A 25447-nucleotide genomic window follows, 5' to 3' on the forward strand; every position below is an offset into this window, starting at 1 on the left:
TGGCCGCTCAGCCGGAGCTTCCGGGGGCCGGCTCGATGGCCAAGACCGGTTTCATCCGCGATCCCAGTGGCCGATCGGCTTGCGGCAAACCCAAACGCTGCGTGTAAATGACGGCGTACTCCAACACGCGCTGGACGTAGTTTCGCGTTTCTTGGTAGGGGATGGTTTCCGCCCAGATATCGGCCGGCACGGGCGCGCGGGCCGGCAACCACTGCGCGACCTTGCTGGGTCCGGCGTTGTAGGCGGCGGTGGCCAATACTGGATTGCCTTGCAAGCGCTCCAACATTTGTTGGAGATAGCGGACGCCCAGGCGCAGGTTGGCATCGGGTTGCAGCAGCGACTCGGGCGCGCCGTCGGTGGCATCACCCGATTGGCGGGCGATGTCCCGGCCGGTGGCCGGCATGAGCTGCATCAGGCCCAGCGCGCCCACCGGCGAGCGGGCGGCGGGTTGGAAGCTGCTTTCCTGGCGGATGATGGCATAGACCCAGGCCGGGTCTAGGGTGTTGGCACGCGCGTTGTCCAGCACGCCATTTTTATAGGCCAGCGGAAAGCGCACGTTCAGATCGTCCCAATACTCGGCGCGGGCCAGGGTGGCGATGGCTTGGGAGTGCCACTCCCAACGGTCGGCCAGCAGCGCGGCTTGTTGCAGCGTTGGGCGGTCGAAGCTTTGAATGGCTTGCCGCCACTCGGCGGCGGCTTGCGGCTCTCGCCCCAAGATGTACAGCTCTCGCGCCCGCTGCAAGCCGACAGCACCGGCCAGCAGCCCGTCCAGTTCGAGCGCCGATGCTTTCAAGGGGGTATTGGCGATGGCGTAGGGCGTACCGAGTCGGTCGGCGGCCAGAAAGCCGTAATAGTCGCGCTGGCCGGCGATCTTTGCATAGGCCCGCCGGGCTTCGCTCCTTCGGTCCAGCATCTCCAGCAACCGGCCCCGCCAATAGTGCCAGCGCGGCTTGTCGCGTTCCGGAGCCGGTAATTGATCCAGCCAGTGTAAGGCCGCCGCCCACTGGTTCTCGTGCAGGCAAACTCTGACCCGCCATTCTCGCACTGCATCGTCCACCGCCGGCTCCGGTAAGGCGGTCAACCGCGCCAGCGCGGTCGGATGGTAGTCGCTGGCGATCCACAGCGCCAGTTGTCGCTCCACCTCCACCCAGTGCGAGGCGAGCGCTCGGTAGCGCTCCTTGAGGGTGTCTAGCGCCGCCGCCGCCGCCAGAGCATCCCGTTTGCCCCACTGTTTCAGTGCGTCCGCGAAGATGGCTCCGCTTCGGGGATCGTCGCCCCGGATGCGGCCGGCGTCCAAAATCAGTTGCGGATTGTCGGCGACGGCCAGCCAAAGGTCGGCCAGCGGCTGATCGGCGGCCGACAACTCCGGGCGCAGGAAGCGCGCCAGCCTGAGATTGCGCTCGGTCATCGCCAGGGTGAAGCGCTGCCAGAGCAAAGCGACCGGGGGGCCGCCCTGAGTCCGCCAGAGAGCGATCACCGGGTCGCAACTGGCGGGCAGGGAGCCGCCGCGCAACCAAAATGCCTCGAAATCGTGCAGCGCCCGTTCGCCTTGTCCGGTAGCAAGCAGGGCTTGCCGGCGCCAGCATTCGAAACGGGGATCGCGGGAAGGAGTGGCGTCGCGCAGGTAATCATCCCAGCGCTGGGCCGAGGCGAGCTGCCGCAACCAAGCGTCGCGCAGCTTGCCCGCCAGCGGCGAATCGCTGTAGTTTTGCAAGAACTCACGAACTTCGGCAGCGGGCAATTCCGCCAGCCGCCGTGACAGCGCCTGATAACGCAGGTACGGGTAAAGCGAGTAGCCAAGGAGCGTGGAGTAATCCGCTGGCTCTCCGTTTTGCAACAAGCGATCCAGGGTTTGAAAGCGTTCGCGCCCGCTTTGCGGCGATTCGGTCGCGCCGACATCGCCGGCCACGCTGGAAACGAGGAGGAGGAGTGGGAGCGCACGCCATCGTTTGGGCGGGCGCCAACCGCCGTTGCCGGAGGCAGCGGCGGCGGGAGTCGCAGAGTGCGCGCCGCCGTGCCCGGAACGGCGTTGGATCATGCCGGCGTTACTTGTCGTTACCGGCAAATAGCGGAGCGCGATTCGACGATGCGGCAACCCGGTTTGGCTCGGCGGAGTAAACCACCGGAGGGCGGCTGCGACTGATGTTCCCCGCTCCGCTGGCGCCCACCACGATCCTGGTGCCGGTAGGCGTCATATAAGTCCGAGGAATGGCGGCTGATCCGGTGCTGGCGAAAGTCCTGCCGCCGCGCGGGGTGATGACGGTGACGCCGCCGCTGCCGCGGTTGCCGTAGCCGGTGCTGCCTCCGCCGTAACCGCTGCTGTAGTAGGTATAACCGTTGTTGTAAGCGTTGTAAGCCAGCGGGCTACCGGTCGCGCCCGTTCCGTAGGATGCGGTGTTGTAGGGGACGCCTCCCTTGTATTGCTGGTAGAAGCCCAAAACCCGCCCGACGTAGGTTTGCGTTTCCCGGTAGGGCGGGATTTGATTGCCGTATTTTTGCACCGCGCCCTCGCCGGCGTTATAGGCCGCCACCGCCAGACGGGTGTCGTTGAAGTTGTCGAGGAGCCAGCGCAAATAGCGCGCGCCGCCGTGCATGTTGGCGATCGGATCGTAGGCGTTGGCGACGCCGAAACGGGCGGCGGTGCCGGGCATCAGTTGCATCAACCCCATCGCGCCCTTGGGCGATACCGCCCAGGGGTTGTAAGACGATTCGGCGCTGATCACGGCGTGCATCAGGGCGGGATCGAGCTGATACTGCGTCGCGATGCGGTGGACGTCGGCGGCGAAGCGCTGGCGGTTTTCCTCGTTGACCCGCGAAGGTCTGCTCCAAGCCCTGGGGCTAGAGTAATAATTGCGTTGGCCCCTGAGGATGGCGGGACCGTACAAGGTGCTGGGCGCAAAGCTGGAGGTCTGCGCGGATTCCCGGCGATAGGCCGGGGTGCGCATCACCAACTTGTAACGGGGGTCGTTGGGAACATTGCTGAGATTGCGGATACCGTTCTTGTCGACAAAGGCGTAAATATCCGCCTGAACGGGGTTGCAAACCATCATCACCGCCACGGGCACCAAACCGGCCAATAGCCGCCGCTTCATTGGGTTCTCCTATTCTTATCCAGTAAAAGCTGAGGGGTGGCTGACAGTCTGATGACCGTTTTGACCCCAGCGGGAGAGTCGAGTATCTGTCGGTCGATAGTATTAGATTAACACAATCCACGCTATTGCAACCCGCCGTGCGGACCAACAAGGAACTATTTTAGCGGATCGTAAATGAACTTTTTGAATAATCTACTAAAATTAATCCATCGATAGCGTGGGTTGGCAGACCTTGAGCCACCGATTATTCCTTCCAGTCGAGCCAGTACGAGAAACGCTCATGTTCAGAACCGCCGAATTGCAACGCAAGCTGCCCAAGCAAGACTACCAACAGCAGATCCCGCCGCTGCGGGAGGAATTATTGATGTTGCAAATGGAGCTGCGCAAGGCCAAGTTTCCCGTCATCGTGGTGTTCGCCGGCGTCGATGGAGCGGGCAAGGGCGAGACGGTCAACCAGTTGCACGAATGGCTGGACTCGCGCTGGTTGATCACCCAAGCGTTCGGCGACCCGTCCGACGAGGAGCGCGACCGGCCGGAATACTGGCGGTTTTGGCGGGGCTTGCCACCCAGGGGGCGGATGGGGTTGTTTCTCAGTTCGTGGTATTCGACGCCGATTCTCGATCGCGTCTACGGGCGGATCGGGCTGGCCGAATTCGACGAACGGATCGAGCGGATCAAGGCCTTCGAGAAAACCTTGGCCGACGATGGGGCCTTGATTCTGAAATTCTGGATGCACTTGTCCAAGGAGGCGCAAAAGAACCGGTTTCGCAAGCTGGAGAAAAACCCGCTCCAGCATTGGCGGATTTCCAAGCGCGACTGGCAAAATTGGGAGCTGTACGACCAGTTCGTCGCCGCCGCCGAGCGCACCATCATGAAAACCAGCACCGGTCAGGCGCCGTGGAAGATCGTCGAGGGCTACGACGAGCGCTACCGCAGCGTGGCGGTGGCGGCCGCCATCCGCGACGCGGTACGGTTCCGCTTGGCCGAAGTCGAGCGAGCCGGCGGCGAGAACGGCGCTCGGGCGCAGGCGGCCGCGTCGGACGGCAACGCCTTGCCCCCGATCACGGTCCTGTCGCGGCTAGAGATGGAGAAAACCCTTTCCAAAAGCGACTACAGCGCGGATTTGAAACGCTATCAAGCCAAGCTCAACCAACTGCAACGCACCGCACGCGACCGTCAGGTTTCGACCATCCTGGTGTTCGAGGGCTGGGACGCGGCCGGCAAGGGCGGCAGCATCCGCCGCATCACCGCCGCGCTCGACGCCCGCGATTATCGGGTGATTCAAATCGCCGCGCCGACCGACGAGGAGGCGGCGCACAACTATTTGTGGCGGTTCTGGCGGCACATCCCGCGCGCCGGCCGGGTCACCATTTACGACCGCAGTTGGTACGGTCGTGTATTGGTCGAGCGGGTCGAGGGCTTCGCCCGCACCCGCGATTGGCAGCGGGCCTACGCCGAGATCAACGATTTCGAGGCCCAATTGGCGGAGCGGGGCATCGTGCTGTTGAAATTTTGGTTGCACATCACCTCGGAGGAGCAATTGCGCCGGTTCAAGGAACGCGAGCAGATCGCCTACAAGGCTTGGAAATTGACCGACGAGGACTGGCGCAACCGCGAGCGTTGGACCGAGTACGAACTGGCGGTCAACGACATGGTGGAGCGCACTAGCACCCGGCAGGCGCCGTGGACCTTGATCGAGGCGAACGATAAGCGTTACGCGCGCGTCGAAGTATTGAAAACCTTGTGCGAGCGGCTAGAGGCGGCACTGGGCGACGAGAGCGCCGACCGGACCCGGCCCCGCGCCAAGGGGGTCAAGAAATCCGCAACCAAGAGTTCCAAGGTGTGAGCATGAGCGAGCGAGCCGAAGCGTTATCCGAGGGTGGCGACAGTACCGCGATCGCAGACGAGCCGAAATCCCGTATCGGCCGGGGCAAGCCTCACGAGGCGCCGGTTAGCGAAGCGCCCGCTCCGCCGCCGGAACCGATGATCGATCTCGAAGCCCCGGAATGGTATCTGAACCGCGAGCTGACCTGGCTGGCGTTCAACCGGCGGGTGCTGCACGAAGCGCAGGACGAGCGCGCGCCGCTGCTGGAGCGGGTCAAGTTTCTGGCCATCGTCAGCGCCAATCTGGACGAGTTTTTCATGAAGCGCATCGGCGGCCTCAAGCAGCAGATCGGCGCGCGGGTACGCGAGCTGACGGTGGACGGCCGCAGCCCCGAACAGCAGTTCAACGAATGTCTGGCGGTGGTGCGCGAGATCGTCGACCAGCAGCGGCAACTGGCCTCCGAACTGCACGGCGCGCTCAAGGAGCAAGGGATTCAACTGCGCAGTTACGCGCGGCTGACCGAGGCCCAACGCCAGCAGATGCGGGACTATTATCTGCTCAACATCTTTCCGCTGGTCACCCCGCAGACCATGGACCTGGCCCATCCCTTCCCGTTCGTGTCCAATTTGTCGCTCAATCTGCTGGTGACGGTGCGCTACGCCGATGACGAGTCCAGCGGGTTGGCGCGGATCAAAGTACCGGTCGGCTCGGGGATTGCCCGCTTTCTCAAGGTCGGCGACGAGGACTTGTACGTGCCGCTGGAGGATGTGGTCGCCAACAATCTCGACCTGCTGTTTCCGGGTATGGTGGTCGAAGCTTGCGAGCTGTTCCGGGTCACCCGCAACGCCATGACCGAACGGGCCGAAGATTCGGCCGACGATTTGCTGGTGATGATCGAATCGGAATTGCGCGAGCGCCGCTTCGCCCCCATCGTCCGACTGGAAGTGGAAAAGAACATGGACCCGATCCACCGCGGGATGCTGGCCGCCGAACTCGGTCTGGACGAAACCAACGAAGTGTTCGAGGTCAACGGCATGATGGCGCTGCGCGATCTGTTCCAGATCGTCGCCATCGACCGGGCCGATTTGCGCGATCCACCGCACCACCCGCTCGATCACCCCAAGCTGAGCGACAAACGCAATATTTTTCACATCATTCGCGAGACCGGGCCGATTTTGTTGCAACACCCTTACGAATCGTTCGTGACCTCGGTGGAGCGCTTCGTGCTGGAAGCCAGTGACGATCCGAAGGTGCTGGCGATCAAGATGACGCTGTATCGGACTTCGGCGGATTCCAAGATCATCCAATACCTGATCGACGCCGCCCAGGACGGCAAGCAGGTGACCGTGGTGGTGGAGCTGAAGGCGCGCTTCGACGAGGCGGCCAACATCCGTTGGGCCAACCGCCTGGAGGAAGCGGGCATTCACGTCACCTACGGCGTGGTGGGCTTGAAGACCCACAGTAAGGTGATTCTGGTGGTGCGGCGCGATTTCAACGGCCTGCGCCGCTACGCCCACATCGGCACCGGCAATTACCATTCCGGCACCGCCCGACTGTACAGCGATCTCGGGCTGCTGACCTGCGATCCGGCCATCGGCGAGGATCTGACCGAACTGTTCAATTATCTGACCACCGGCTACGTACCCAAGCGCCATTACCGCAAGCTGCTGCCGGCGCCCAAGGTGCTCAAGCCGGCGTTGCTGGCCAAGATCGAGCGCGAGGTCAATCACGCCAAGGCCGGCGGGTCAGGCAGGGTCCAGTTCAAGATGAACGCGCTGGAAGACAAAGATATCACCGCCGCGCTGTACCGGGCCTCACAGGCCGGTGTGCGGGTCGATTTGATCGTGCGCGACACCTGTCGGCTACGCCCTGGCGTTCCCGGTGTATCGGACAACGTGCGGGTCATGGGCATCGTCGGCCGCTTCCTCGAACACACCCGGATTTTCTATTTTTACAACAACGGTCACGAGGAGTATTTCATCGGCTCGGCCGATTGCATGAAGCGCAATCTGGAAAGCCGGGTCGAGGTGGTGGCGCCGGTGGACACCCCCGAATTGCAGCTGGAGTTGCGGCAAATTCTCGACGTACAGCTCAAGGACCGGCGCTCCACTTGGGACATGCAACCCGATGGCAGCTATATCCAACGCACGCCCGGCGAGAACGACGACCCGCGCGGGGTCCAGCAAATCCTGATCGACTTGGCCGAGCGCCGCCAGAAGGAAGCGCTGCGGCTGAAGAAGCGCAAACCGAAAGGCATCGCCCGGCGGGGCGCGAATTAAGAATCCTCTAAAATCGGCGGGATGTGTTTTTGCGGATGGTCCAGGGCGCGGTGATAAAACGCCAAGCCGGCGCCGGTCAACACCGCGTAGAACAGGCCGAAGAACACCGCGACCAACACGGTGGCCAACAGCTCGACCGTTTGGCGCGGTTTCTTCAAATCGAGCGCCTTAAAGCCGCTCATCAGCGCGATCGCCACCAGCACCAGGACGCCCGCCACCGCCGGCAGCGGAATTCGGGCCAGCCAGGGTTCGCTGATGGCCACGCCGATCCCTAAAATCAGGATGCCGATCGCGCCGGCAGCCCGGCTGCGAGCGCCGGATTCGATGTTGGCCAAGGTGCGGTTGAAGCTGGTCGCTCCGGCGAAGCCGGAGGTGAAGGTGGCCAGCAGATTCATCACCGCCTGACCGAGGATATCGCGGTTGACGGCCATCGGTTCGTGGATCAGCATCGAGGTGGTCCGGGCCATGATCGCGGCTTGCAGGGAGCCCACCGCCGCCACCGCCAAGCCGTCGCTCACGGCGGCGAACAGCGCCACCAGTTCGGTCCAGTTGACCGTCGGCACGCTCAAAACGCGGATCGTAAGGTTCAGATGGCCCAGCCGTTCGAAGGCGGTGTTGGCGCTGCCGAACAGCCAATCGCACACGTCGGCGGCGAGCCACCCGGCGGCGAGCGCGATGAGGAGATGGTAGCGGCCGAGCTTGAAGGCTTTGGCGGTCAGTCCCGCCAAGATGGCGACCGCGCCCACCAACAGCGGCCAGTAATTCTTGGCGTCGAAGCACAGCGCTTGGCCGAGCGATTCGATGAAGCCTTGACCGTTGATAATCACCCCTAACAACGGCCCCACTTGCTGGGACAGAATCAGCACCCCCGTGCCGGCGATGATCCCTTGCGCCACCGAAATCGGCAGGTCGAGAAACAGATTGCCCGCGCGTAGGAAAACGAAGGCGAACTGAAACACGGCGGCGAAAAAGGTGGTCAGCAAAACCTGATTGACGTAAACCGGACTGTAAGGCGTGGCGAACATCGTCGCCGACGCATAGAGCAAGATGCTCGCCGCCGTGTTGGGACCGGACAGGGCCACGCGGGAATTGCCGATCAAGGTCGCCGCCAAGGCCGGCAGCAGCGACAGATAAAGCCCGTGTTCCACCGGCATTCCGGCCAGCGTGGCCAGGGCGATGGCTTGCGGCAGGGTCAGCAGGGCGGCCAGCAAGCCGGGCAGCCAGTCCTGACGGCTGGTGGCCACGCCCGCCAGCCAAGGGGACGCGCGGAGTTCCGCGCTCATCGGAAGATGCTGAGCAGACCCTGGCGGGGGTCGGGCGGGCGCAGTTGCGAGTTCATGTAGGCCGCGACATCCAGGGCTTCTTGATCGCTCAACACCGGCGCGCCGAGCGGCATGTTAGCCTTGATGAAAGCGGCGGCCGTGGGGATGTTGGCCATGCCGGCGCCCTTGTTATAACTGCCCAAGCCCCACAGCGGCGGCAGGCCGGTTTGACCGGTTCCGTCCTCGCCGTGGCAGCTCAGGCAGCGTTGCCGGTAAACGGTGCGGCCGCGATCCCGGTTCGGGTCCAGCCCCACCTTGCCAAGCAGCGGAAAACCGCGCCCCGGTGTTTCCGAATGGATCGGCAAGCCTTGCGCGAGGAAACGCGCGTAGGAGGCGATGGCGATCAGTTCGATCGAGCCGAAGGCCGGCGGAATGCCGTTGAGCGAATAGCGGAAGCACTGTTGGACCCGTTCGTCGAAGGTGTCAACCCGGTCGGTTTTCATCCGCCATGCTGGAAAGGCCACAAAAGCGGCCCAAAGCGGCGCGGCGTCCCCCTTGCGGCCGGCGTCCAGATGGCAATTGGTGCATGAGAGGCGGTTGCCGGGGCCGCTGTAGCGCGAGGCCTTATTCGGCGTGTCGGTGACGATGGCGTGGCCCATGCGCACCAGATCGCCGTATTTATCCTGCGGCGCGGCCTCCAGCGGCGGCGGCTGATGGTAATCAACGCCGAGGGAAGGGAATGCGGCCGCCAGCAGGATGGCCGCTAGAATCCAGCGAAACGACACCATAGATCACCTTAATTCTTGCCGCGCGGCTTGCTCGACCTAGCATTGCGGTTGCGGGCTTCGTCCTTGCGTTATGCTATTTGCCCGCGTTTCCGTCGTTTTCCTCATGCTGGTCGCCGGTCTTTCGTCACGCTTCGAAAGAAGCGCACAAAAAACTGTAAGGATTTAACTAGATTATTCTAAGATTATTGGCTCATTATTGTTATAAATTTTTTCGGAGATTGCTCATGAGGTTTTTGCGGTCGGTTCGTACTCTGCTGGCGGGTGTCACCGTTCTCTGGTTGGGAGCCGCCCAAGCGGATGTCACGCTGTTGAATGTCGCCTATGATGTGACGCGGGAGTTGTACAAAGATATCAATACCGCCTTCATCGAACACTGGGCGAAAACCACCGGCGAGCGGATCTCGGTCGAGCAATCCCATGGCGGGTCCAGCAAGCAAGCGCTGTCGGTGGCCTCCGGTTTGGAGGCCGACGTGGTGACCATGAATCAGGTCACCGACATCGACCTATTGGCGCGCTCCGGCGTGGTGTCGGAAGACTGGCGCAAGCGGCTCCCCTACAACAGTGCCCCCTATACCTCCACCACGATTTTCCTGGTGCGCAAGGGCAATCCGAAAAATATCCGCGATTGGGATGACTTGGCCAAGCCGGGCGTGGCGGTGATCGTGCCCAATCCCAAGGTGACCGGTAACGGCCGCTACACGTATCTGGCGGCTTGGGGTTATGCGGTGAAAAAAGGCGGCGATGAGGCGGCGGCGCGCGAGTTCGTGACCCGCTTGTTTCGCAACGTGCCGGTGCTGGACGGCGGCGGGCGCGGCGCCACCACCACTTTCACCCAGCGCAACATGGGCGATGTGCTGGTGACCTTCGAAAACGAAGCGGTGCTGATCAATCGCGAGCTAGGGACCGGTCAGTTCGACGTGGTTTATCCCTCCATCAGCGTCGAGGCGGAAGCGCCGGTCGCCGTAGCGGACAAAGTGGTGGACAAGAAAGGCACCCGCAAACAGGCGCAAGCGTATCTGGAATTCCTCTATTCCCCGGCGGCTCAGGAGATCATCGCCCGCCACTTTTACCGGCCGCGGCTGGAGGCGGTGTTTCGGAAACATGCCGAGCAATTCAAGTCGCTGCAACTGTTTACCATCGATGAGGTGTTCGGGAGCTGGGCCAAGGCGCAACAAACCCATTTTGCCGACGGGGGCGTGTACGATCAGATCGTGGTGAATCGTTGATGGCCGTGGCCAAGACGCCCCGCGTCTTGCCGGGACTGCCGCTAACCCTGGGGTACAGTTTGTTTTATCTGGGCCTGGTCGTGCTGGTGCCGCTCAGCACGGTGTTTTTAAAATCCGCGACGCTGGATTGGGAGCAGTTCTGGGCCATCGTCAGCGCACCGCGAGTGATGGCCTCTTATCGCGTGACCTTCGGCACCGCGCTGCTGGCTGCTTCGCTCAACGGCGTGTTCGGGTTGATTTTCGCTTGGGTGCTGGTGCGCTACAGCTTTCCCGGCAAGCGGGTGGTGGACGCGCTGGTGGATTTGCCTTTCGCCTTGCCCACGGCGGTCGCCGGTATCGCGCTGACCGCCATTTACGCCGGCAACGGCTGGCTGGGCCAATGGCTGGAACCGCTGGGGGTCAAGGTGGCCTTTACCCCGTTGGGTATTCTGATCGCGCTGACCTTCATCGGCTTGCCGTTCGTGGTGCGCACGGTGCAGCCGGTGCTGGAAGAGTTGGATACCGAACTGGAGGAAGCCGCCGCCTGTCTCGGCGCGGACCGCTGGCAAACCTTCTGGCGCGTGGTGCTGCCGGTGCTGCTGCCGGCGCTGCTTACCGGCTTTGCGCTGGCCTTCGCGCGGGCGGTCGGCGAATACGGCTCGGTCATCTTCATCGCCGGCAACGTGCCGCTGGTCTCGGAAATCACCCCGTTGCTGATCATCAGCAAGCTGGAACAATTTGATTATACCGGCGCCACGGCCATCGCCGTGGTGATGCTGGTGGTCTCCTTTGCGTTGTTGTTCGTGATCAACGGCTTGCAAATCTGGGCCAACCGCAGCCGGGCGAGGTCTTGACCGTGGGCGCCGCCGTTGCCACCCACTGGACCACCCACGCACGGCGCTTTGAGGCGAGCGCCGCCACCCGCGAACCCGCGTGGGTGAAGGGTGTGCTGCTTGCGATTGCGCTAGGGTTTTTCGCCCTGTTTCTGGTATTGCCGCTGGCGACCGTTTTCACCGAGGCGCTGCGCAGAGGTTGGAGCGTTTATCTGGCTGCGCTGGTGGAACCGGACGCGCTGTCGGCCATCGGCTTGACCTTGTTGGTCGCCGCCATCGCCGTACCTCTCAATCTGGTGTTTGGGATTTCGGTGGCCTGGGCCATCGCCAAGTTCAATTTTCCCGGCAAGCATTTGCTGGGCACCTTGATCGATTTGCCGTTTTCGGTTTCACCCGTTGTGGCCGGCTTGATTTACGTGCTGCTGTTCGGGGCGCAGGGCTGGTTTGGAGGGTGGCTGATCGCCCACGATCTGAAAATCATCTTTGCCGTGCCGGGTTTGGTGCTGGCCACCGTGTTTGTCACTTGCCCCTTCGTCGCCCGCGAGCTGATTCCGTTGATGGAGGCGCAAGGGCGGGACAGCGAGGAATCGGCCATCGTTTTGGGCGCTTCCGGCTGGCAAACCTTCTGGCACGTCACGTTGCCGAACATCAAATGGGGTTTGCTTTACGGGGTCATCTTGTGCAACGCCAGAGCCATGGGGGAGTTCGGCGCGGTGTCGGTGGTGTCCGGCCACATTCGCGGGCGCACCAACACCATGCCGTTGTATGTCGAGATTCTCTACAATGAATACAATTTCGCCGCCGCCTTCGCGGTGGCTTCCTTGCTGGCTTTGTTGGCCTTGCTGACGCTGGCTGTCAAAAGCTTCGTGGAATGGCAAGGCCGCCAGCAGTTGCTGGCGAGTGAGGACTCCTGAAATGCGCCGGTCGCGGGCATTGGCCTCCACCTCGCTAGTTAGGCTCCCTCAGCCGATCGAAAATTACCACCGCAATCCGAACCGGAGATGCAGCAGATGATGGCGCAACGGGGGGGCGGCGTTGGCCCGCCGGGCCGGTTCCTCGGCGATATCAGTCCCACCCAGACCTGGCGGGCTTTGCAAGACCAACCGGAAGCTGTGCTGGTGGATGTTCGCACCAACGCCGAATGGGCTTATGTCGGCGGCCCCGACCTCGCCGCTTTGGATAAATTCCTGATCTGCGTCGAGTGGCTGAGGTTTCCGACCATGGAGCTCAATTCGCGGTTTCTTGAGGAATTACAGGATCACGGCGTAAATCCGAGCCAGGAGGTCTATTTGATTTGCCGCAGCGGCGTGCGGTCGCGGCAAGCCGCCGAACTGCTCGCCCGGCACGGTTACACCACCTATAACGTAGCGGACGGCTTCGAAGGCCAGATCGACGCCGCCGGCCATCGCGGCGTGGGCGGTTGGCGGGCCGAGGGCCTGCCTTGGCGCCAAAGTTGAAGGGCGTGCTCGTAGAGCCATTTCCCGTTATGCCTCCGGCCGCCATCACTCCTGTCAAAGCCAGCGCCTTAGCAATCGATGTGGGCGCCACCGCCGAGGACGCCTTCATCGCGGTGCTCGACGCTTGCTTGCGTCACGCCGCCGCCAACTTGCCGGCGGTGCTCGACGGACAAATCGAAGGCGTCCATCAGATGCGGGTGGCGTTCCGGCGGCTGCGCTCCGGTCTGAAAAGTTTTCGACCGCTGGTGCCGCGCGAAGCCAGCGCTGGGTTGGTCGAGGATATCCGCTGGCTCAACGGCTTCCTGGGGCCGGCGCGCGACTGGGATGTGTTCTTGCAAGAAGGGTTGACCCCGGTGTTTAGCCGGTTCCCACGCAAGCGCGGGCTGATCTTGTTCCGCTCCAAGGCCGAAACCGTGCGCCGGACCCACCATCGCACGCTGCGGACGGCTTTGGGCGAACCCCGCTATCGGGCGATGCTGGAACAGTTCGCCGATTGGTTGGAGCGCCGCTCGTGGCGGGACGCGATCGGCGACGAGCAACGACAACGGTTGGACAAACCGGTGCTCGCTTTCGCGACGCCGCTGCTCGAACGGGACCACCGCCGGGCGGTCAAGCGGGGAGCCGCCTTTACGGAACTCTCCGCCGAGGCGCGGCACGCCTTGCGCATTCGCATCAAGGAACTGCGTTACGCGCTGGATTTCTTCGCCACCCTCTATCCGGCTGAAAAAGTCAAACCCTATGCGGGTACCTTGGCCAACTTACAGGACGCCTTGGGCGTGCTGAACGATGGCGCGGTCGTCCATCGCTTGTTGGACGAGGCCGGTTTGACGGCGGCCTCCGCCGCCAGGCAAGTCATTGAGGGTTGGTACGGTTGTCGGATGGATGTTCATGAAGGGCTGTTCGCGGGGCTCTGGCAGCCGTTCGTGACGTGCGAGCGCCCCTGGAAAGATTGATCGAGGCGTTGTTTTCGCCAGCCGCTACAATCCATAAAGCAGTCACTCCGAAAGCCCAGCCGCTTTCTCCAGTAAAATTATAACGCTCGCCGCCCGAGAGAGGATAACCACGTGCCTGATCTGACCTTGACCCAGCAATTGACCGAGCTGATCGCCAGCAAGCCGGTCACGTCCACCGATCTCGAACATGCCGCCTTGTTGACGCTGGATACCATGGCGAACGCGCTGGCCGGTCGCGCGACCGAGCCCGGTGCGATCTTGTTGCGCTGGGCCGGCGAAAGTCTGGATACCCAGCGCCAGGCGTTCTTGTTTGGAGCGCTGACTCACATTCTGGAAACCGATGACCTACACCGAGCTTCGGTGGTGCATCCTGGCTGTGTGGTGGCGCCGGCGGCCTGGTGGTTGGCGGTGCGGGAAGGCATTCGCGGCCATGCCGTGCTCAAGGCGATCTTGTGGGGTTACGAAGCGGCGATCCGCGTGGGCATGGCCGTCGGTCCGACTCATTATCGGATTTGGCACAACACCGCAACGTGTGGCCCCTATGGCTCGGCGATGGCGGCGGCGGGGTTGTTGCAACTCGATGCGCCGGCGACAGCTCATGCCTTGGGCAACGCCGGAGCCCAATCATCCGGGCTTTGGCAATTTATGGACACCGGGGCGATGACCAAACACCTGCACGCCGGCCGGGCGGCGGAGGCGGGCGTGCTGGCGGCGGATTTGGCGCGTTCCGGTTTCACCGGACCTTCAAGGATTCTGGAAGGCGCCAAGGGCTGGTTCGTTGCAACGTGTCCCGACGCCGATCCCGCCGCGGTGACGCGTGATCCAGCTGGCCCCTGGCAGTTGCTGCAAACCTCGATCAAGCCTTGGCCTTCTTGCCGGCATACCCATCCGGCCATCGACGCCGCGCTTGAGTTGCGCCACCGCATCGTGGTCGAGGCGATTGAACGGATCGAAGTGGAAGCGTATCCAGCGGCTTTGCAGGTTTGTGATCGCGCCGCGCCGCAGAGCGATTATGAAGCCAAATTCTCACTGCAACATTGCGTGGCGGCGGCGCTGACCCGAGAGGCGGTGGATTTCGCGGCCTTTGCCGAACCCGCGCGCGAGGAGCTGGCGGCGCTGCGCGAGCGGGTCACCGTGCGGGTGGCCGAGCCTTACGCCACGGCTTATCCGCACGCCTGGGGCAGCGCGGTGACGGTGACGGCGCGCGATGGCGAACGGCTGACCGTGCGGCGCACTCATGCCAAAGGCGATCCCGAAGCGGCCATATCGCCGGTCGAATTGATCGCCAAGGCCCGCATGTTGATGACTTACGGCGGGGTGCGCGAACCAGATCGACTCATCGACGCCATCCTGGCGCTTTCCGACGATGCGGCGTTGCCGCATTTGCCATTGCGAGCCAACTGATTTTGGCAATGCAGCAAAATAAGCGGAAAAATTCTGCGATAACCAGTTGTTTATTCAATAAAATGTTGTTTTTTGCCGAAAAACAACGAAAACTGGTATGTTTTTTCTGATTTTTTTGCTAAGATAGCCAGCGTGTGACGGGCAGTTCTCTTCTCCTCAGCCTGTCGCACATCCTCCTTTGGTGGTTTTTGGCCGGACGCTCTTGTCCGGCCTTTTTTTGTTTGTATGACGGCTGATCGAGCGAAAGATATCGGAAAAGGCGGCCCTACCAGCTTGGACCTTCTTGCTGCGGCGCGAACACGAACTGGCCCTGGTGGATGGGGTGTCAGCGGGAGGCGCGACCGCGCTAGAATTGATTTATCCAGAGTGATTGACGACAAAAAGCCCCGCTCGAGGCGGGGCTTCGCTGGGCTAAAAGCGCTCTAGCGAACGCTGTCAGTCGTCGCCGGAGAAGATGCCCAGGATTTGCAGCAGGTTGACGAACAGATTGAACAGCGTGATGTAGAGGGTGACGGTGGCCATGATGTAGTTAGTTTCACCGCCGTGGATGATATCGCTGGTCTGCCACAGGATCATGCCGGACATCAGCAGAATCACCATCGCCGAGACGGCCAGGGACAACATCGGCAAGTGGAACAGGACGGCGCCGATGCTAGCCAGAAAGGCGACCAGCATACCCACCATCAAAAAGCCGCCCATGAAGCTGAAATCCTTGCGGCTGACCAGCGCATAGCCGGACAGGGCCAGGAAAATCGCGCCGGTGCCGGCCAACGCGGTCATCACCAGTTGCGGGCCGTTGGGCAAGCTCAGATACAGGCTCAGGATCGGTCCCAAGGTATAACCGAGGAAACCGGTCAGCGCGAAGACCGCCGCCAAACCCCAAACGCTGTTGCGCAGTTTAGTGACGACGAACAGCAAACCGAAATAGCCGCCCAGAGTGATCAGCCAGTGCAGCGGCGGCGCGTGGGTGACGATGGCGACGCCCGCCGTGAACGCGCTGAACAGCAGGGTCATCGACAGCAACAGGTAAGTGTTGCGCAAGACCTTATTGGTGGTCAGCGATCGTTCAGGCGCCAGCGTAACCGGTGCCTTGGCCAGTAAATCGTTTCTTTGCAGCATTGGGTTATCAACCTCCCAGGATGATCGAACTGACACTTTATGACAGGGATAAACGCGGACGGTTCCCGTTTGGAGCGGCCGGTTTCATGATTGATTTTATATCGCTTTGTCGCCAGTTTCCCAGTTTCAATTGTCGCCTTGAGGTCGTTGCCCGTGTTTCCCCTTTTTGGCAAGGCGATAGGGTGGGGAGATTCATAGCGTTATGTTTTGCTAAAAAAACGCTTGGGCTGACCGGTGAAATAATAACCATAGCGGTAAAAAATCTGCGGAATCGCGGATTTTAATACTTTTCAAAACGTTCCGAGACTTCTTGAAACCTTGAAATGGTGGAGGCGGGGGGAATCGAACCCCCGTCCGCAAATCCTCCGCCCTCGGCCCTACATGCTTAGCCTGGTCTTTGCTTTAACCGCTCGCAACCCGACCGGCAGGGCGGCGAACGGCGGTTCCGGTCAGTTTTAGCGCCTCACCCCCGGACAAGATCGGCGCGAGCTTATGTTGGGTCGACCCCTGAAGCGCCCCGAAGGGCTACGGACCTCACAAGCAAGTTCCGGTCAGAGGCTGGCGGGCGTTAGGCCGCCAGTGCGTAGCTGTCGTCGTTGGCGACTATAGTTTGCAGCCTGATTAACGAGGCGAGCTGCATCCTCGGCATGCGCCTCAGGTTTTGCAATCCACGTCGAAACCGGATCGCCCCCGTTAGCGCCATTATGATAGCGCGACGACCGTAAAGTTCCCAGCGAACTATCGTTCCCGCATCAGCCGCTGCTTGTCGCGCTCCCAATCGCGATCCTTGTCGGTCGCCCGCTTGTCGTATTCTTTCTTGCCGCGCGCCAGGCCGATATCCAGCTTGGCGCGGTTGTGTTTCCAGTACATCGACAGCGGAATCAAGGTGTAGCCCTTGCGCTCGACCGAGCCGATCAGCCGGCCGATCTCCTCCTTGTGTAACAACAGCTTGCGAGTGCGGGTCGGGTCGGCCTGAACGTGAGTGGAGGCCGAGGCCAGCGGCGAGATGTGACAGCCGAACAAGAACGCCTCACCGTCGCGCAGCAGCACGTAGCTTTCCTTGAGATGGGCGCGGCTGGCCCGCAGGCTTTTGACCTCCCAGCCCTGCAAGGCCAAGCCCGCCTCGTAATGCTCTTCAATGAAATATTCGTGATACGCCTTCTTGTTGCCGGCGATCTGAGGGTTGGTCGTTGGTTTCTTGCTCATGGTCGAATCTTAATGAGAGGCTGAACGCGGGCGGCTTGGCGGGTAACGCTTGAGGATGGGCACCGATTCAACCAAACTTGCCCCGCTGGAGTCTGATAACAATATCGATAACGCCGTAATGGAGAGCGAGTCGTGGCGACCGTCAACAAAAGCGCCCTGGTCCTGTATTCGGCGGCTGAAATGTACGGGTTGGTCGAAAACATCGAAGCGTATCCACAATTTTTGCCCTGGTGTCGGTCCGCTCGCATCCTGAGCCGCAGCGCGGATGAAGTGCGGGCGACCATCGAAATGGCCAAGAGTGGCGTGCATAAATCCTTTACCACCTGCAACCGAATGCAACCCAACAAAATGATCGATATCCGGCTGTTGGAAGGCCCTTTCAAACGCTTGCAAGGCTATTGGCGCTTCGAGTCGCTGCGTGCCGGCGCTTCCAAGGTGTCGCTCGACATGGAGTTCGAGTTTGCCAATACCTTGCTGCGAGTGGCGGTCGAGCCCGTCTTCAAACAAATCGCCAACTCGCTGGTGGACGCTTTCTGCAAGCGCGCGGTGGACCTCTATGGCCGACGCTGATCCCAAACCAGCCACCGTCCGGGTCGAAATCGCCTATGCTCGCCCCGACGAACAGACGATCCTCACGGTCGAGGTGCCGGCGGGCGCGACGCTGGAACAAGCGATCCTCGACTCCCATATTTTGGAACGATTTCCAGAAATTCAACTCCCAACCGCCAAGGTCGGAGTGTTCGGCAAGCTGAGCAAGCTGTCGGCCGCCGTGCGGCCCGGCGACCGGGTCGAAATCTACCGGCCCTTGCTGGCCGACCCCAAGGAGGTGCGCAAGAAGCGGGCCGCCGAGGGCAAGCGGATGCGCAAGGGCGGCGGCGATGCGGAAGCCGAATCCGCTTAATTCTTCGCCCCGTCCTCGACTCTATCGAGCGTTTCGCCGCTGAAGAACAACGTGATGCGGCGCTGTTCGCTGATTTTGGCGCCCTTGCCGTATTGGTAGTAGTAGTCCCAACGGTTTTGGTGGAAGGGATCGTTGACCAACGGGGTGCCCAGAATGCGCTGCACCTGCTGTTTGGTCATGCCGGAACTCAATTGGGCGACGGCCGCCTGGTCGATATAGTTGCCTTGGCGGACCGGGACGGTGTAGAAGCTGGGGAGGTACGAACGACAGCCGGCCGTCAGAACCAGCAGCAGAAGGCCGGCGGCGCGTAAAAGTGAATGAGGCATGGAAGACAAGGTCCGGGTTGCGATGTTGACTGAGCCACATCATAGCGTACAACGGCAACCCGCGGGCAAGCGCAACCCCCGGAGAGTTCCACGTGGGCTCCAAAGAACTCAAACAGGCAGGGCTGAAAGTCACGTTGCCGCGCATCAAGATCCTCGACATGTTGCAGCAGCAGGACAGCCTACACATGACCGCCGAAGCGATTTATCGGGCGCTAGTCGATTCCGGCGAGGAAGTCGGCTTGGCGACGGTGTATCGGGTATTGACTCAGTTTGAATCGGCGGGCTTGGTCAGACGCCATCATTTCGAAGGCGGCCATTCGGTGTTCGAGATCAATCAGGGCGAACACCACGATCATATTCTGTGCCTGGAGTGCGGGCGGCTCGAAGAATTCTGCGATGAGGAAATCGAACGACGCCAGCGCGGCATCTGCCAGCGGCTCGGTTTCGAGCTGGCCGAGCATTGCCTGATTCTTTACGGTCACTGCAACCGCTCTGAGTGCCCGCATCGCCCGTCGGAGGGCGAGGAGTACGAGGCGCGCCTGGCGAGCGGAGAACCGTAACGCCGAGCGGCTACGCTCTGTTGGGGCCGGCTGGGTTGTGGCGGATCGGGATTTCGTAGCGGCGGCGGCGGGCTGTCATTTCGATTCCGCTTCCGCATGAACGGGTTCGTTTAGTTTTCATCCGGCGTCGCTGGATCTGCCTTTTCCACCATCTCCCTGGCGTGCGCCAGCGTGTTGGCGGTCAGTTCCAGCCCGCCCAGCATCCGAGCGACCTCGGTCACCCGTTCTTCCGAATTCAGGGGAAAAACGTGGGTATGGGTGCTTTCGCCGTCGCTCTGTTTTTCCACCTTGAATTGCTGGTGCGCCTGGGCGGCGACTTGCGGGAGATGAGTGACGCAAAACACTTGGCGGTTGGCGCCGAGGGCCCGCAGCTGCCGGCCGACCACTTCCGCCACTCCGCCGCCGATGCCGCTGTCCACCTCATCGAAGATCAGCGTGGGAATGCGGGCGGCGCGGGCGGCGATGACCTGAATCGCCAAGCTGATGCGCGACAGCTCGCCGCCGGAAGCGACCTTGACCAGCGGTCTTGGCGGTTGGCCAGGATTGGCGCTGACCTGAAATTCCACGGTTTCCAAGCCGCCCGGCGCGGGTTTGTCCAACCGCTCCAACACGATGGCGAAGCGCCCGCCCGGCATTCCCAGCTCCGCCAGCGTCTCGGAGATCCGCCCGCCCAGCTCCCGCGCCGCCGTGGCCCGACGTTCGCTCAGTTGCTCGGCCCGGTTGCGATACTCGTCTCGGGCTTCGCTCAACGCCTGTTGCAAGCTTTCCAGCCGGGTTTCGCTGTGTTCGAGGGCGTCTAGTTCCGTTTCGAACCGGGTGCGTAAAGCCGGCAGTTCCTCGGTCGCGACCTGATGTTTGCGGGCGAGCTGATGGGCGGCGGTCATGCGCTGCTCGACTTTGGTCAGATGGCCGGGATCGAGATCGAGCCGCTCCACATAGCCGCGCAGTTCCGCGCCCGCTTCCTGAATTTGAATCAGCGCGGCTTCCAGCAACTCACCGACCGGGCCAAGCCGGCCGTCCAGGCGCTTGAGAGCCTCCAGCTCGCGCAAGCTTTCGGTGAGCCGGTCGCTGACGGCGCCGTCATCACTATCGGTCAGCCGCCCCAGTAGCCGCTGGCCGGTTTCCAGCAGCTCGCTGGCGTTGGCCAGTCGCCGCTGCTCGGATTCGAGCTCGGCGATTTCGCCCTCGGTCAAATTCAAGGCCGCCAGTTCGTGCAGATGGTAGCGCAGGATGTCGAGTCGGGCGTCGCGTTCGCTGCTGGCTTGTCGCAGGTCGCGCAGTTCCTGGCGCAGGCCGTTCCACTGGCGGTAAGCCTTTTCCACCTCCGTCGCCAAGGGCTGGTTGCCGGCGTAGTCGTCGAGCAGTTGCCGTTGCGCTTCACGGCGCAGCAGCGATTGGTGTTCGTGCTGGCCGTGGATGTCCACCAGCAGTTCGCCTAGCTCGCGCGCCGCCTGGGTCGGTTGGGGGACACCGTTGATGTAGCTGCGCGAGCGGCCGTTGCGGGCGATGACCCGGCGCAAGTGGCAATCCTCGCCGTCGAGATCGCGCTCGGACAGCCAAGCGCGAGCGGCCGGCAGGGCATCGAGATCGAACACCGCGCTGATGTCGGTCCGTTCCGCGCCATGGCGGATGGTTCCAGCGTCGGCCCGGTCGCCCAGCAACAAGCCGATGGCATCGACCAGGATCGATTTGCCGGCCCCGGTTTCTCCGGTCACGGCCGTCATGCCGCCGGTCAACTCCAGTTCCAGTGCTTCGACGATGGCGAAGTCGTGGATGCGTAATTGGGTCAACATGGCCAGCCGTTCAAGTCGACGAGGACGCTTCCGGGCTGAGGCCCCAGCGCAGCTTGGCCCGCAGCAGCTCGAAGTGGTCGTGGCCGACCGGATGGATCAGGCGCACCTTACGGTCTTTTTTACGGATCACGATTCGGTCGCCCGATTCGATGGCCAGGCTGACCTGGCCGTCGCAGGTGATTTGGGTTTGGGTGGTGTTGGCGGAATTCAACACCACTTCGATGACGCTGTCCGCCTTGACCACGATCGGGCGGTGCGTGAGGGTGTGGGGGCAGATCGGCACCACCACCACCGCTTCCAGCGCCGGATGGATGATCGGCCCGCCGCTGGCCAGGGCATAGGCGGTGGAGCCGGTCGGGGTGGAGATGATCAGGCCATCGGCCCGATACGCGTTGAGGAAGCGGCCATCGAGAAAGGCGTCCACTTCGATCATGCGGGCGACTTCGCGCTTGTGGATCACCACATCGTTGAGCGCGTCAGTTTCGCTCGCCACATGGCCTTCGTGAATCACTTGCGCGTGCAGCAACGAGCGACGGGCTTCGCGAAACTGTCCGGCCAGCACTTGATCCAAGCCATGAGGAATTTCGCTGGGGGAGACATCGGCCAAAAAACCCAGGCGGCCGAGATTGACCCCCAAAATCGGCACTTCATAATCCACCAGCGAGCGGGCGGCGTTGAGGATGGTGCCGTCGCCGCCCATGACGATCGCCAGATCGCAGCGTTCTCCGATCGTGGCGCGACTGGCGGCTTCCAGACCGTTGTCGGGAATTAGCCGCGCCGAGCTTTCATCGAGCAAGACCCGCAGCTGGCGCTGGCGCAGGTAAGCCGCGATCTGGTTGAGCGTGTGGGCGACGTTGGGGTCGCCGAATTTGCCGATCAGTCCGATAGTGTGAAAAACCGAGATGGACATCGTTTCGTACTGCATGGTCGGGAAGGGCAACTTATCATTTTCGAGGAAAGCGCGCCATGCGTCTGATAACACGCATAATAACTTGACTCTCCAAAGAGTAATTGCTAGCTTCGCTTGGCACTCTCCGGTCAAGAGTGCCAGACCTGAGGAGAAGCCAGCCGGTATGTACCCTAAGGAACTTCCAGCGGGAGTTTATCCCACGCTCAACGAACGCACCCAGCATTTGCTGAAAGCGCTGGTCGAGCGCTACATCCGCGATGGCCAGCCGGTCGGCTCGCGGACGTTGGCGCGCGACGCGGGCCTCGATCTGAGCCCGGCCACGGTCCGTAACGTCATGGCGGATTTGGAAGAACTGGGCTATCTCCATTCCCCGCATACCTCCGCCGGCCGGGTGCCGACGGCCCGCGGCTACCGGCTGTTCGTCGATGCGCTGCTCAACCTCCAGCCGTTGGGCGATGGGGAGGTCGAACGGTTCCGGCAGCGGATCGGCCAATCGATCCAGAGCAATACCGGACTGGCGCAAACGGTGTCGACGCTGTTATCGGGAACCACCCGGCTGGCGGGTATCGTGATGTTGCCGCGCCGCAAGGTGATGACCTTGCGCCACGTGGAATTTTTGCCGCTGTCCGAAAATCGCGTGCTGGTCGTGCTGGTTTTGAACGCCCAAGAAGTGCAAAACCGCATCATCCAAACGCGCCGGCCTTACAACACGGTGGAACTGCAACAGGCCGCCCACTATTTGAACGACCAGTTCGCTGGCAAAAGCATCAAGCAGGTTCGCGAATCCTTGCTGCGGGAGTTGCGTGAGACCCGAGATAGCCTCGACCGGTTGATGCAGACCGTGGTCGAGATGGCGGAGCAGACCTTCGAAACCGAACCGGCCAGCGAAGATTACGTCGTGGCCGGCCAGACGCACCTGATGCAGTATGCGGATTTATCCGATCTCGACCGATTGCGGCAATTGTTTGAAGCTTTCAATCACAAGCGGGATTTACTGGATTTGTTCGATCAATGCCTTCATGCCGAAGGCGTGCAGATTTTCATCGGCGAAGAATCCGGCTTCGGCGCCTTGGAAGGTTATAGCGTCGTGACCGCGCCTTATACCGTGGAAGGTCAGGTGCTCGGCGTGCTGGGGGTCATCGGTCCGACCCGAATGGCTTACGACCGGGTCATTCCGGTGGTGGATGTCACCGCTCGGCTGCTGGCGGCGGCGCTTAACGAACAAGACTAGTATGGCGAATCCCGATCCCGCTTTCCCACTATTATATTGATATTATACGATCAATGTTCTATAGTATTTATCGGTTTTTTGTTTCAAATTATATACAATCATTGGTCGTTAACCAATCATGTCCGCTTGCGTCTATCTGAATTCCCTGGAGGGCGCGGCGCTTAAAAGCGTGCTTGGCGCGTGGCGTGAGGCATGGCCGGACAGCGGGGTGTTGGCCTTGTTGCCGGAAGCGGCGCTTTCCCGTCTCGATGCGTTGCAGGCCGTGTGCCGCGAACTGTCGTTGCCCTTGAGTGGCGGTTTGTTTCCGGCGCTGCTTCTGGATGGCGCCTTTGCCACGGACGGAGTCTGGCTGTTGCGCTGGGATCGAATGCCCCCCACCGGGTTGATCGTCGGTCTTAATGCCCCCGGCGAAGAGCCCGCCGCCCGCATCGCCGCCGCCGTGACGCCGCATCTGACGGATCGACACTCGACCCTGTTCATGATTTTCGATGCGATGTTGCCCAATATCGCCTCGATCCTGGAAGGGCTTTATTTGCAATTGGCCGATCGGGTGCGCTATGTCGGCGTCAACGCAGGCAGCGAAACCTTTCAGCCCATACCCTGCTTGTTCGACCGCGACCGGCTCGGGCAAAACGGGGTGTTGTGGCTGTTGCTGTCCGACGCGCGGGGCGCTGTCATCGAACATGGCTACCAGGCGCCGGAGCAGATGCTGACCGCCACCTCCACCGAGGGCAACCGGGTCGTCAGCATCGACTGGCGGCCCGCCTTCGAGGTTTATCAGGAGCTGATGCGCGTCCAATACGGGATCGACCTGACTCGGGATAATTTTTATCACTACGCCACGCACTTCCCGTTCGGCATCCTGCGCGCCAATGATGAAATCATCGTTCGGATCCCCGTGGCGCTGCTCGACGATGGTTCGTTGCTGTGCGTCGGTGAAATCCCGCCCAACGCCATGCTGGCGCTGTTGCAAGGGCCGCCGGCGCGGTCCTCGCATACCGTGGACCGCATCGCGCAGGGGTTGATCAAGGCGGAAGGCGGGCTGAGCGGGGCCGATCTGCTGACGTTTTATTGCGCCGGCCGGCGGTTGCATCTCGGTGCGGACGCGCGGGCTGAACTGATGGCCTTGCATGAGAAAACCGGTGCCGGCCGCTTGGTTGGCGCGCTTTCCCTGGGGGAAATCGGCAACAGCCACGAGTGGGGCTATCCCCTGTTTCACAACGCGGCTTTGGTGTGCAAGGTCTGGAAAGCGGGATGAGCCGGGAACGGGGGGTCTCGCCGTGCTCCGCGACTTGGCGCTGGCGCGGAGCGAGATCAGCTGGCAGCCGTTGCTGAGCCGGGCGCGGCATTTTTCCCGCCGCCGCCGCCGATCCAGACGCGCTCCAGTCGGGCCGCGTTTGCCGACGCCACCGCCGATCCTCTGATTTGCCCGTTTTGAGGCCTTCCCGCCAACGCTGCTCGCCATCGAGCGAAAACGGCGATGGACCTACCCTTGAAATTTTTCCGGGTCGACCCCAGTTCTTGGCCATCAGGGGCGACTCTCGGTCGCCCGACCGATTCGATGTGGTGATGGAGAACGGATGATGACCCCTAAACCCGTGTTGGAACCCGGCGTCCGCCCGAACGGCGCCGACATGAAACAGCCCGCCGCCGATTCCGCCGCTGCCAGCCCGGCGGATGAGGCGGATAGCGAGATTTTGGTCAGCCGCGAGGAATTCGACACGCTGCAACGGGACTTGGATCAAGCCCTGGCCAAGGCTGACGAGCACTGGAAGCTGTATCTGGGCGCGCACGCCGAGATGGAAAACCTGCGCAAGCGCACCGAACGCGATGTCCAGAACGCGCATAAATTCGCGCTGGAACGCTTTTTCGGCGAATTGCTGCCGGTGCGCGACAGCCTGGAAATGGGCTTGGCGGCGGCCGGCGGGGAGGTGGATGTCGCCCAATTGCGGGAGGGCGTCGAACTGACCCTCAAGCAATTGGCCTTGGCGATGGAGAAATTTGGCCTGCGCGAAGTAAACCCCCTCGGCGCCAAGTTCGATCCGAGCGAACACGAAGCCATGGCGGTGGTGCCGAGCGATCAGGCCGAGCCCAACACCGTGGCGCAGGTGGTGCAGAAAGGCTATCTGCTCAATGATCGTCTGGTCCGACCCGCCAAGGTGCTGGTGGCGCAGGCCCCACCCAAGCGGACGTGAGGAACCCCGGCGCCCCTCTGGCGCGCCGCCATTGAAAACGCCCCCGATCGTCCCCACATCTGGCGGCAGGTAACGATGGCTAACTGAATTCCCTGAAAATAGAGAGCA

Annotated in this window: 23 protein-coding genes and 1 other RNA gene; 14 read left to right on the forward strand and 10 right to left on the reverse strand. The window is 62.0% G+C overall.

Annotated features, from left to right (window positions below):
• Positions 1–7: 7 nt before the first annotated feature.
• Entirely contained in the window at positions 8–1909 is a 1902-nt protein-coding gene (locus tag IPK09_02335; protein ID MBK7982453.1) for a transglycosylase SLT domain-containing protein, read from the reverse strand.
• Between the two features lie 136 nt (positions 1910–2045).
• Complete coding sequence (locus tag IPK09_02340; protein MBK7982454.1) at positions 2046–3092, reverse strand: lytic transglycosylase domain-containing protein; 1047 nt, start codon at positions 3090–3092, stop codon at positions 2046–2048.
• A 280-nt stretch (positions 3093–3372) separates the two neighbouring features.
• On the opposite strand from IPK09_02340, the gene pap reads away from it, so the two are divergent.
• Together pap and ppk1 are read left to right on the forward strand one after the other, a co-directional pair.
• Positions 3373–4938, forward strand: a complete 1566-nt coding sequence (gene pap, locus IPK09_02345; protein MBK7982455.1) for a polyphosphate:AMP phosphotransferase — start codon at positions 3373–3375, stop codon at positions 4936–4938.
• A 2-nt stretch (positions 4939–4940) separates the two neighbouring features.
• Positions 4941–7196: a polyphosphate kinase 1 gene (ppk1, locus tag IPK09_02350; protein ID MBK7982456.1), complete on the forward strand. Its 2256-nt coding sequence runs from the start codon at positions 4941–4943 to the stop codon at positions 7194–7196.
• Here ppk1 and IPK09_02355 read toward each other — a convergent pair.
• Together IPK09_02355 and IPK09_02360 are read right to left on the reverse strand one after the other, a co-directional pair.
• Positions 7193–8479, reverse strand: coding sequence for a SulP family inorganic anion transporter (locus IPK09_02355; protein MBK7982457.1), 1287 nt, complete (start codon positions 8477–8479; stop codon positions 7193–7195). The two genes, ppk1 and IPK09_02355, sit on opposite strands and share 4 nt — an antisense overlap.
• Positions 8476–9243 (reverse strand): c-type cytochrome, encoded by a 768-nt coding sequence (locus IPK09_02360; GenBank protein MBK7982458.1) that lies wholly within the window; start codon positions 9241–9243, stop codon positions 8476–8478. The genes IPK09_02355 and IPK09_02360 overlap by 4 nt, the downstream gene beginning before the upstream one ends.
• Before the next feature lie 227 nt (positions 9244–9470).
• Between IPK09_02360 and IPK09_02365 the strand changes: the two genes are divergently transcribed.
• The 6 genes from IPK09_02365 (at position 9471) to IPK09_02390 (ending at position 15098) form a co-directional block, all read left to right on the forward strand.
• A complete protein-coding gene (locus tag IPK09_02365) occupies positions 9471–10472 on the forward strand; it encodes a sulfate ABC transporter substrate-binding protein (GenBank protein MBK7982459.1) in 1002 nt (333 codons plus the stop codon).
• Positions 10472–11305, forward strand: coding sequence for a sulfate ABC transporter permease subunit CysT (gene cysT, locus IPK09_02370; GenBank protein ID MBK7982460.1), 834 nt, complete (start codon positions 10472–10474; stop codon positions 11303–11305). Before IPK09_02365 ends, cysT begins: the two co-directional genes overlap by 1 nt.
• A gap of 2 nt (positions 11306–11307) precedes the next feature.
• Complete coding sequence (gene cysW, locus IPK09_02375) at positions 11308–12198, forward strand: sulfate ABC transporter permease subunit CysW (GenBank protein MBK7982461.1); 891 nt, start codon at positions 11308–11310, stop codon at positions 12196–12198.
• 99 nt (positions 12199–12297) lie between these two features.
• Positions 12298–12741 (forward strand): rhodanese-like domain-containing protein, encoded by a 444-nt coding sequence (locus tag IPK09_02380; GenBank protein MBK7982462.1) that lies wholly within the window; start codon positions 12298–12300, stop codon positions 12739–12741.
• A 29-nt stretch (positions 12742–12770) separates the two neighbouring features.
• Positions 12771–13694: a CHAD domain-containing protein gene (locus tag IPK09_02385; GenBank protein ID MBK7982463.1), complete on the forward strand. Its 924-nt coding sequence runs from the start codon at positions 12771–12773 to the stop codon at positions 13692–13694.
• 120 nt (positions 13695–13814) lie between these two features.
• Positions 13815–15098, forward strand: coding sequence for an MmgE/PrpD family protein (locus tag IPK09_02390; GenBank protein MBK7982464.1), 1284 nt, complete (start codon positions 13815–13817; stop codon positions 15096–15098).
• Between the two features lie 435 nt (positions 15099–15533).
• On the opposite strand, the gene IPK09_02395 is transcribed toward IPK09_02390, so the two are convergent.
• The 3 genes from IPK09_02395 to smpB form a co-directional block, all read right to left on the reverse strand.
• Positions 15534–16217, reverse strand: coding sequence for a Bax inhibitor-1/YccA family protein (locus IPK09_02395; protein ID MBK7982465.1), 684 nt, complete (start codon positions 16215–16217; stop codon positions 15534–15536).
• A 324-nt stretch (positions 16218–16541) separates the two neighbouring features.
• Positions 16542–16909, reverse strand: a transfer-messenger RNA (tmRNA) gene (gene ssrA / locus IPK09_02400).
• 46 nt (positions 16910–16955) lie between these two features.
• On the reverse strand, positions 16956–17423 hold the full coding sequence (gene smpB, locus IPK09_02405) for an SsrA-binding protein SmpB (GenBank protein MBK7982466.1): 468 nt from the start codon (positions 17421–17423) through the stop codon (positions 16956–16958).
• Positions 17424–17555: 132 nt separating this feature from the next.
• Here smpB and IPK09_02410 point away from each other — a divergent pair, with 132 nt between their 5' ends.
• Positions 17556–17993 (forward strand): type II toxin-antitoxin system RatA family toxin, encoded by a 438-nt coding sequence (locus IPK09_02410; GenBank protein MBK7982467.1) that lies wholly within the window; start codon positions 17556–17558, stop codon positions 17991–17993.
• Positions 17980–18324 carry an RnfH family protein gene (locus IPK09_02415; GenBank protein MBK7982468.1) on the forward strand — a complete coding sequence of 115 codons (345 nt, stop codon included), beginning with the start codon at positions 17980–17982 and terminating at the stop codon, positions 18322–18324. Before IPK09_02410 ends, IPK09_02415 begins: the two co-directional genes overlap by 14 nt.
• Here the strand turns inward: IPK09_02415 and IPK09_02420 are convergent.
• Positions 18321–18650, reverse strand: coding sequence for an outer membrane protein assembly factor BamE (locus IPK09_02420; GenBank protein MBK7982469.1), 330 nt, complete (start codon positions 18648–18650; stop codon positions 18321–18323). The two genes, IPK09_02415 and IPK09_02420, sit on opposite strands and share 4 nt — an antisense overlap.
• Positions 18651–18742: 92 nt before the next feature.
• Here IPK09_02420 and fur point away from each other — a divergent pair, with 92 nt between their 5' ends.
• Entirely contained in the window at positions 18743–19210 is a 468-nt protein-coding gene (fur, locus tag IPK09_02425) for a ferric iron uptake transcriptional regulator (GenBank protein ID MBK7982470.1), read from the forward strand.
• A gap of 110 nt (positions 19211–19320) precedes the next feature.
• Here fur and recN read toward each other — a convergent pair whose 3' ends face one another.
• Both recN and IPK09_02435 read right to left on the reverse strand, forming a co-directional pair.
• Positions 19321–21003, reverse strand: a complete 1683-nt coding sequence (recN, locus tag IPK09_02430) for a DNA repair protein RecN (protein ID MBK7982471.1) — start codon at positions 21001–21003, stop codon at positions 19321–19323.
• A gap of 10 nt (positions 21004–21013) precedes the next feature.
• On the reverse strand, positions 21014–21913 hold the full coding sequence (locus IPK09_02435; GenBank protein ID MBK7982472.1) for an NAD(+) kinase: 900 nt from the start codon (positions 21911–21913) through the stop codon (positions 21014–21016).
• Between the two features lie 163 nt (positions 21914–22076).
• Between IPK09_02435 and hrcA the strand changes: the two genes are divergently transcribed.
• The 3 genes from hrcA (at position 22077) to grpE (ending at position 25339) form a co-directional block, all read left to right on the forward strand.
• Entirely contained in the window at positions 22077–23144 is a 1068-nt protein-coding gene (gene hrcA / locus IPK09_02440; protein ID MBK7982473.1) for a heat-inducible transcriptional repressor HrcA, read from the forward strand.
• 118 nt (positions 23145–23262) lie between these two features.
• The gene (locus tag IPK09_02445; protein ID MBK7982474.1) at positions 23263–24402 is read left to right on the forward strand and encodes an FIST C-terminal domain-containing protein; all 1140 of its coding nucleotides are present in this window, start codon (positions 23263–23265) and stop codon (positions 24400–24402) included.
• 376 nt (positions 24403–24778) lie between these two features.
• Entirely contained in the window at positions 24779–25339 is a 561-nt protein-coding gene (grpE, locus tag IPK09_02450; protein ID MBK7982475.1) for a nucleotide exchange factor GrpE, read from the forward strand.
• Positions 25340–25447: the final 108 nt, after the last annotated feature.

The organism is Candidatus Competibacteraceae bacterium, from assembly GCA_016713505.1.
In the GTDB taxonomy this organism is placed as follows: domain Bacteria; phylum Pseudomonadota; class Gammaproteobacteria; order Competibacterales; family Competibacteraceae; genus Competibacter_A.

Excerpts from the sequence above, each read along its gene's own strand:
- IPK09_02340 (MBK7982454.1), bottom strand. The coding sequence starts at position 3,092 with ATGAAGCGGCGGCTATTGGCCGGTTTGGTGCCCGTGGCGGTGATGATG.
- pap (MBK7982455.1), top strand. The coding sequence starts at position 3,373 with ATGTTCAGAACCGCCGAATTGCAACGCAAGCTGCCCAAGCAAGACTAC.
- ppk1 (MBK7982456.1), top strand. The coding sequence starts at position 4,941 with ATGAGCGAGCGAGCCGAAGCGTTATCCGAGGGTGGCGACAGTACCGCG.
- IPK09_02355 (MBK7982457.1), bottom strand. The coding sequence starts at position 8,479 with ATGAGCGCGGAACTCCGCGCGTCCCCTTGGCTGGCGGGCGTGGCCACC.
- IPK09_02365 (MBK7982459.1), top strand. The coding sequence starts at position 9,471 with ATGAGGTTTTTGCGGTCGGTTCGTACTCTGCTGGCGGGTGTCACCGTT.
- cysT (MBK7982460.1), top strand. The coding sequence starts at position 10,472 with ATGGCCGTGGCCAAGACGCCCCGCGTCTTGCCGGGACTGCCGCTAACC.
- IPK09_02380 (MBK7982462.1), top strand. The coding sequence starts at position 12,298 with ATGGCGCAACGGGGGGGCGGCGTTGGCCCGCCGGGCCGGTTCCTCGGC.
- IPK09_02385 (MBK7982463.1), top strand. The coding sequence starts at position 12,771 with ATGCCTCCGGCCGCCATCACTCCTGTCAAAGCCAGCGCCTTAGCAATC.
- IPK09_02395 (MBK7982465.1), bottom strand. The coding sequence starts at position 16,217 with ATGCTGCAAAGAAACGATTTACTGGCCAAGGCACCGGTTACGCTGGCG.
- smpB (MBK7982466.1), bottom strand. The coding sequence starts at position 17,423 with ATGAGCAAGAAACCAACGACCAACCCTCAGATCGCCGGCAACAAGAAG.
- IPK09_02415 (MBK7982468.1), top strand. The coding sequence starts at position 17,980 with ATGGCCGACGCTGATCCCAAACCAGCCACCGTCCGGGTCGAAATCGCC.
- IPK09_02420 (MBK7982469.1), bottom strand. The coding sequence starts at position 18,650 with ATGCCTCATTCACTTTTACGCGCCGCCGGCCTTCTGCTGCTGGTTCTG.
- recN (MBK7982471.1), bottom strand. The coding sequence starts at position 21,003 with ATGTTGACCCAATTACGCATCCACGACTTCGCCATCGTCGAAGCACTG.
- IPK09_02435 (MBK7982472.1), bottom strand. The coding sequence starts at position 21,913 with ATGTCCATCTCGGTTTTTCACACTATCGGACTGATCGGCAAATTCGGC.
- hrcA (MBK7982473.1), top strand. The coding sequence starts at position 22,077 with ATGTACCCTAAGGAACTTCCAGCGGGAGTTTATCCCACGCTCAACGAA.
- IPK09_02445 (MBK7982474.1), top strand. The coding sequence starts at position 23,263 with ATGTCCGCTTGCGTCTATCTGAATTCCCTGGAGGGCGCGGCGCTTAAA.
- grpE (MBK7982475.1), top strand. The coding sequence starts at position 24,779 with ATGAAACAGCCCGCCGCCGATTCCGCCGCTGCCAGCCCGGCGGATGAG.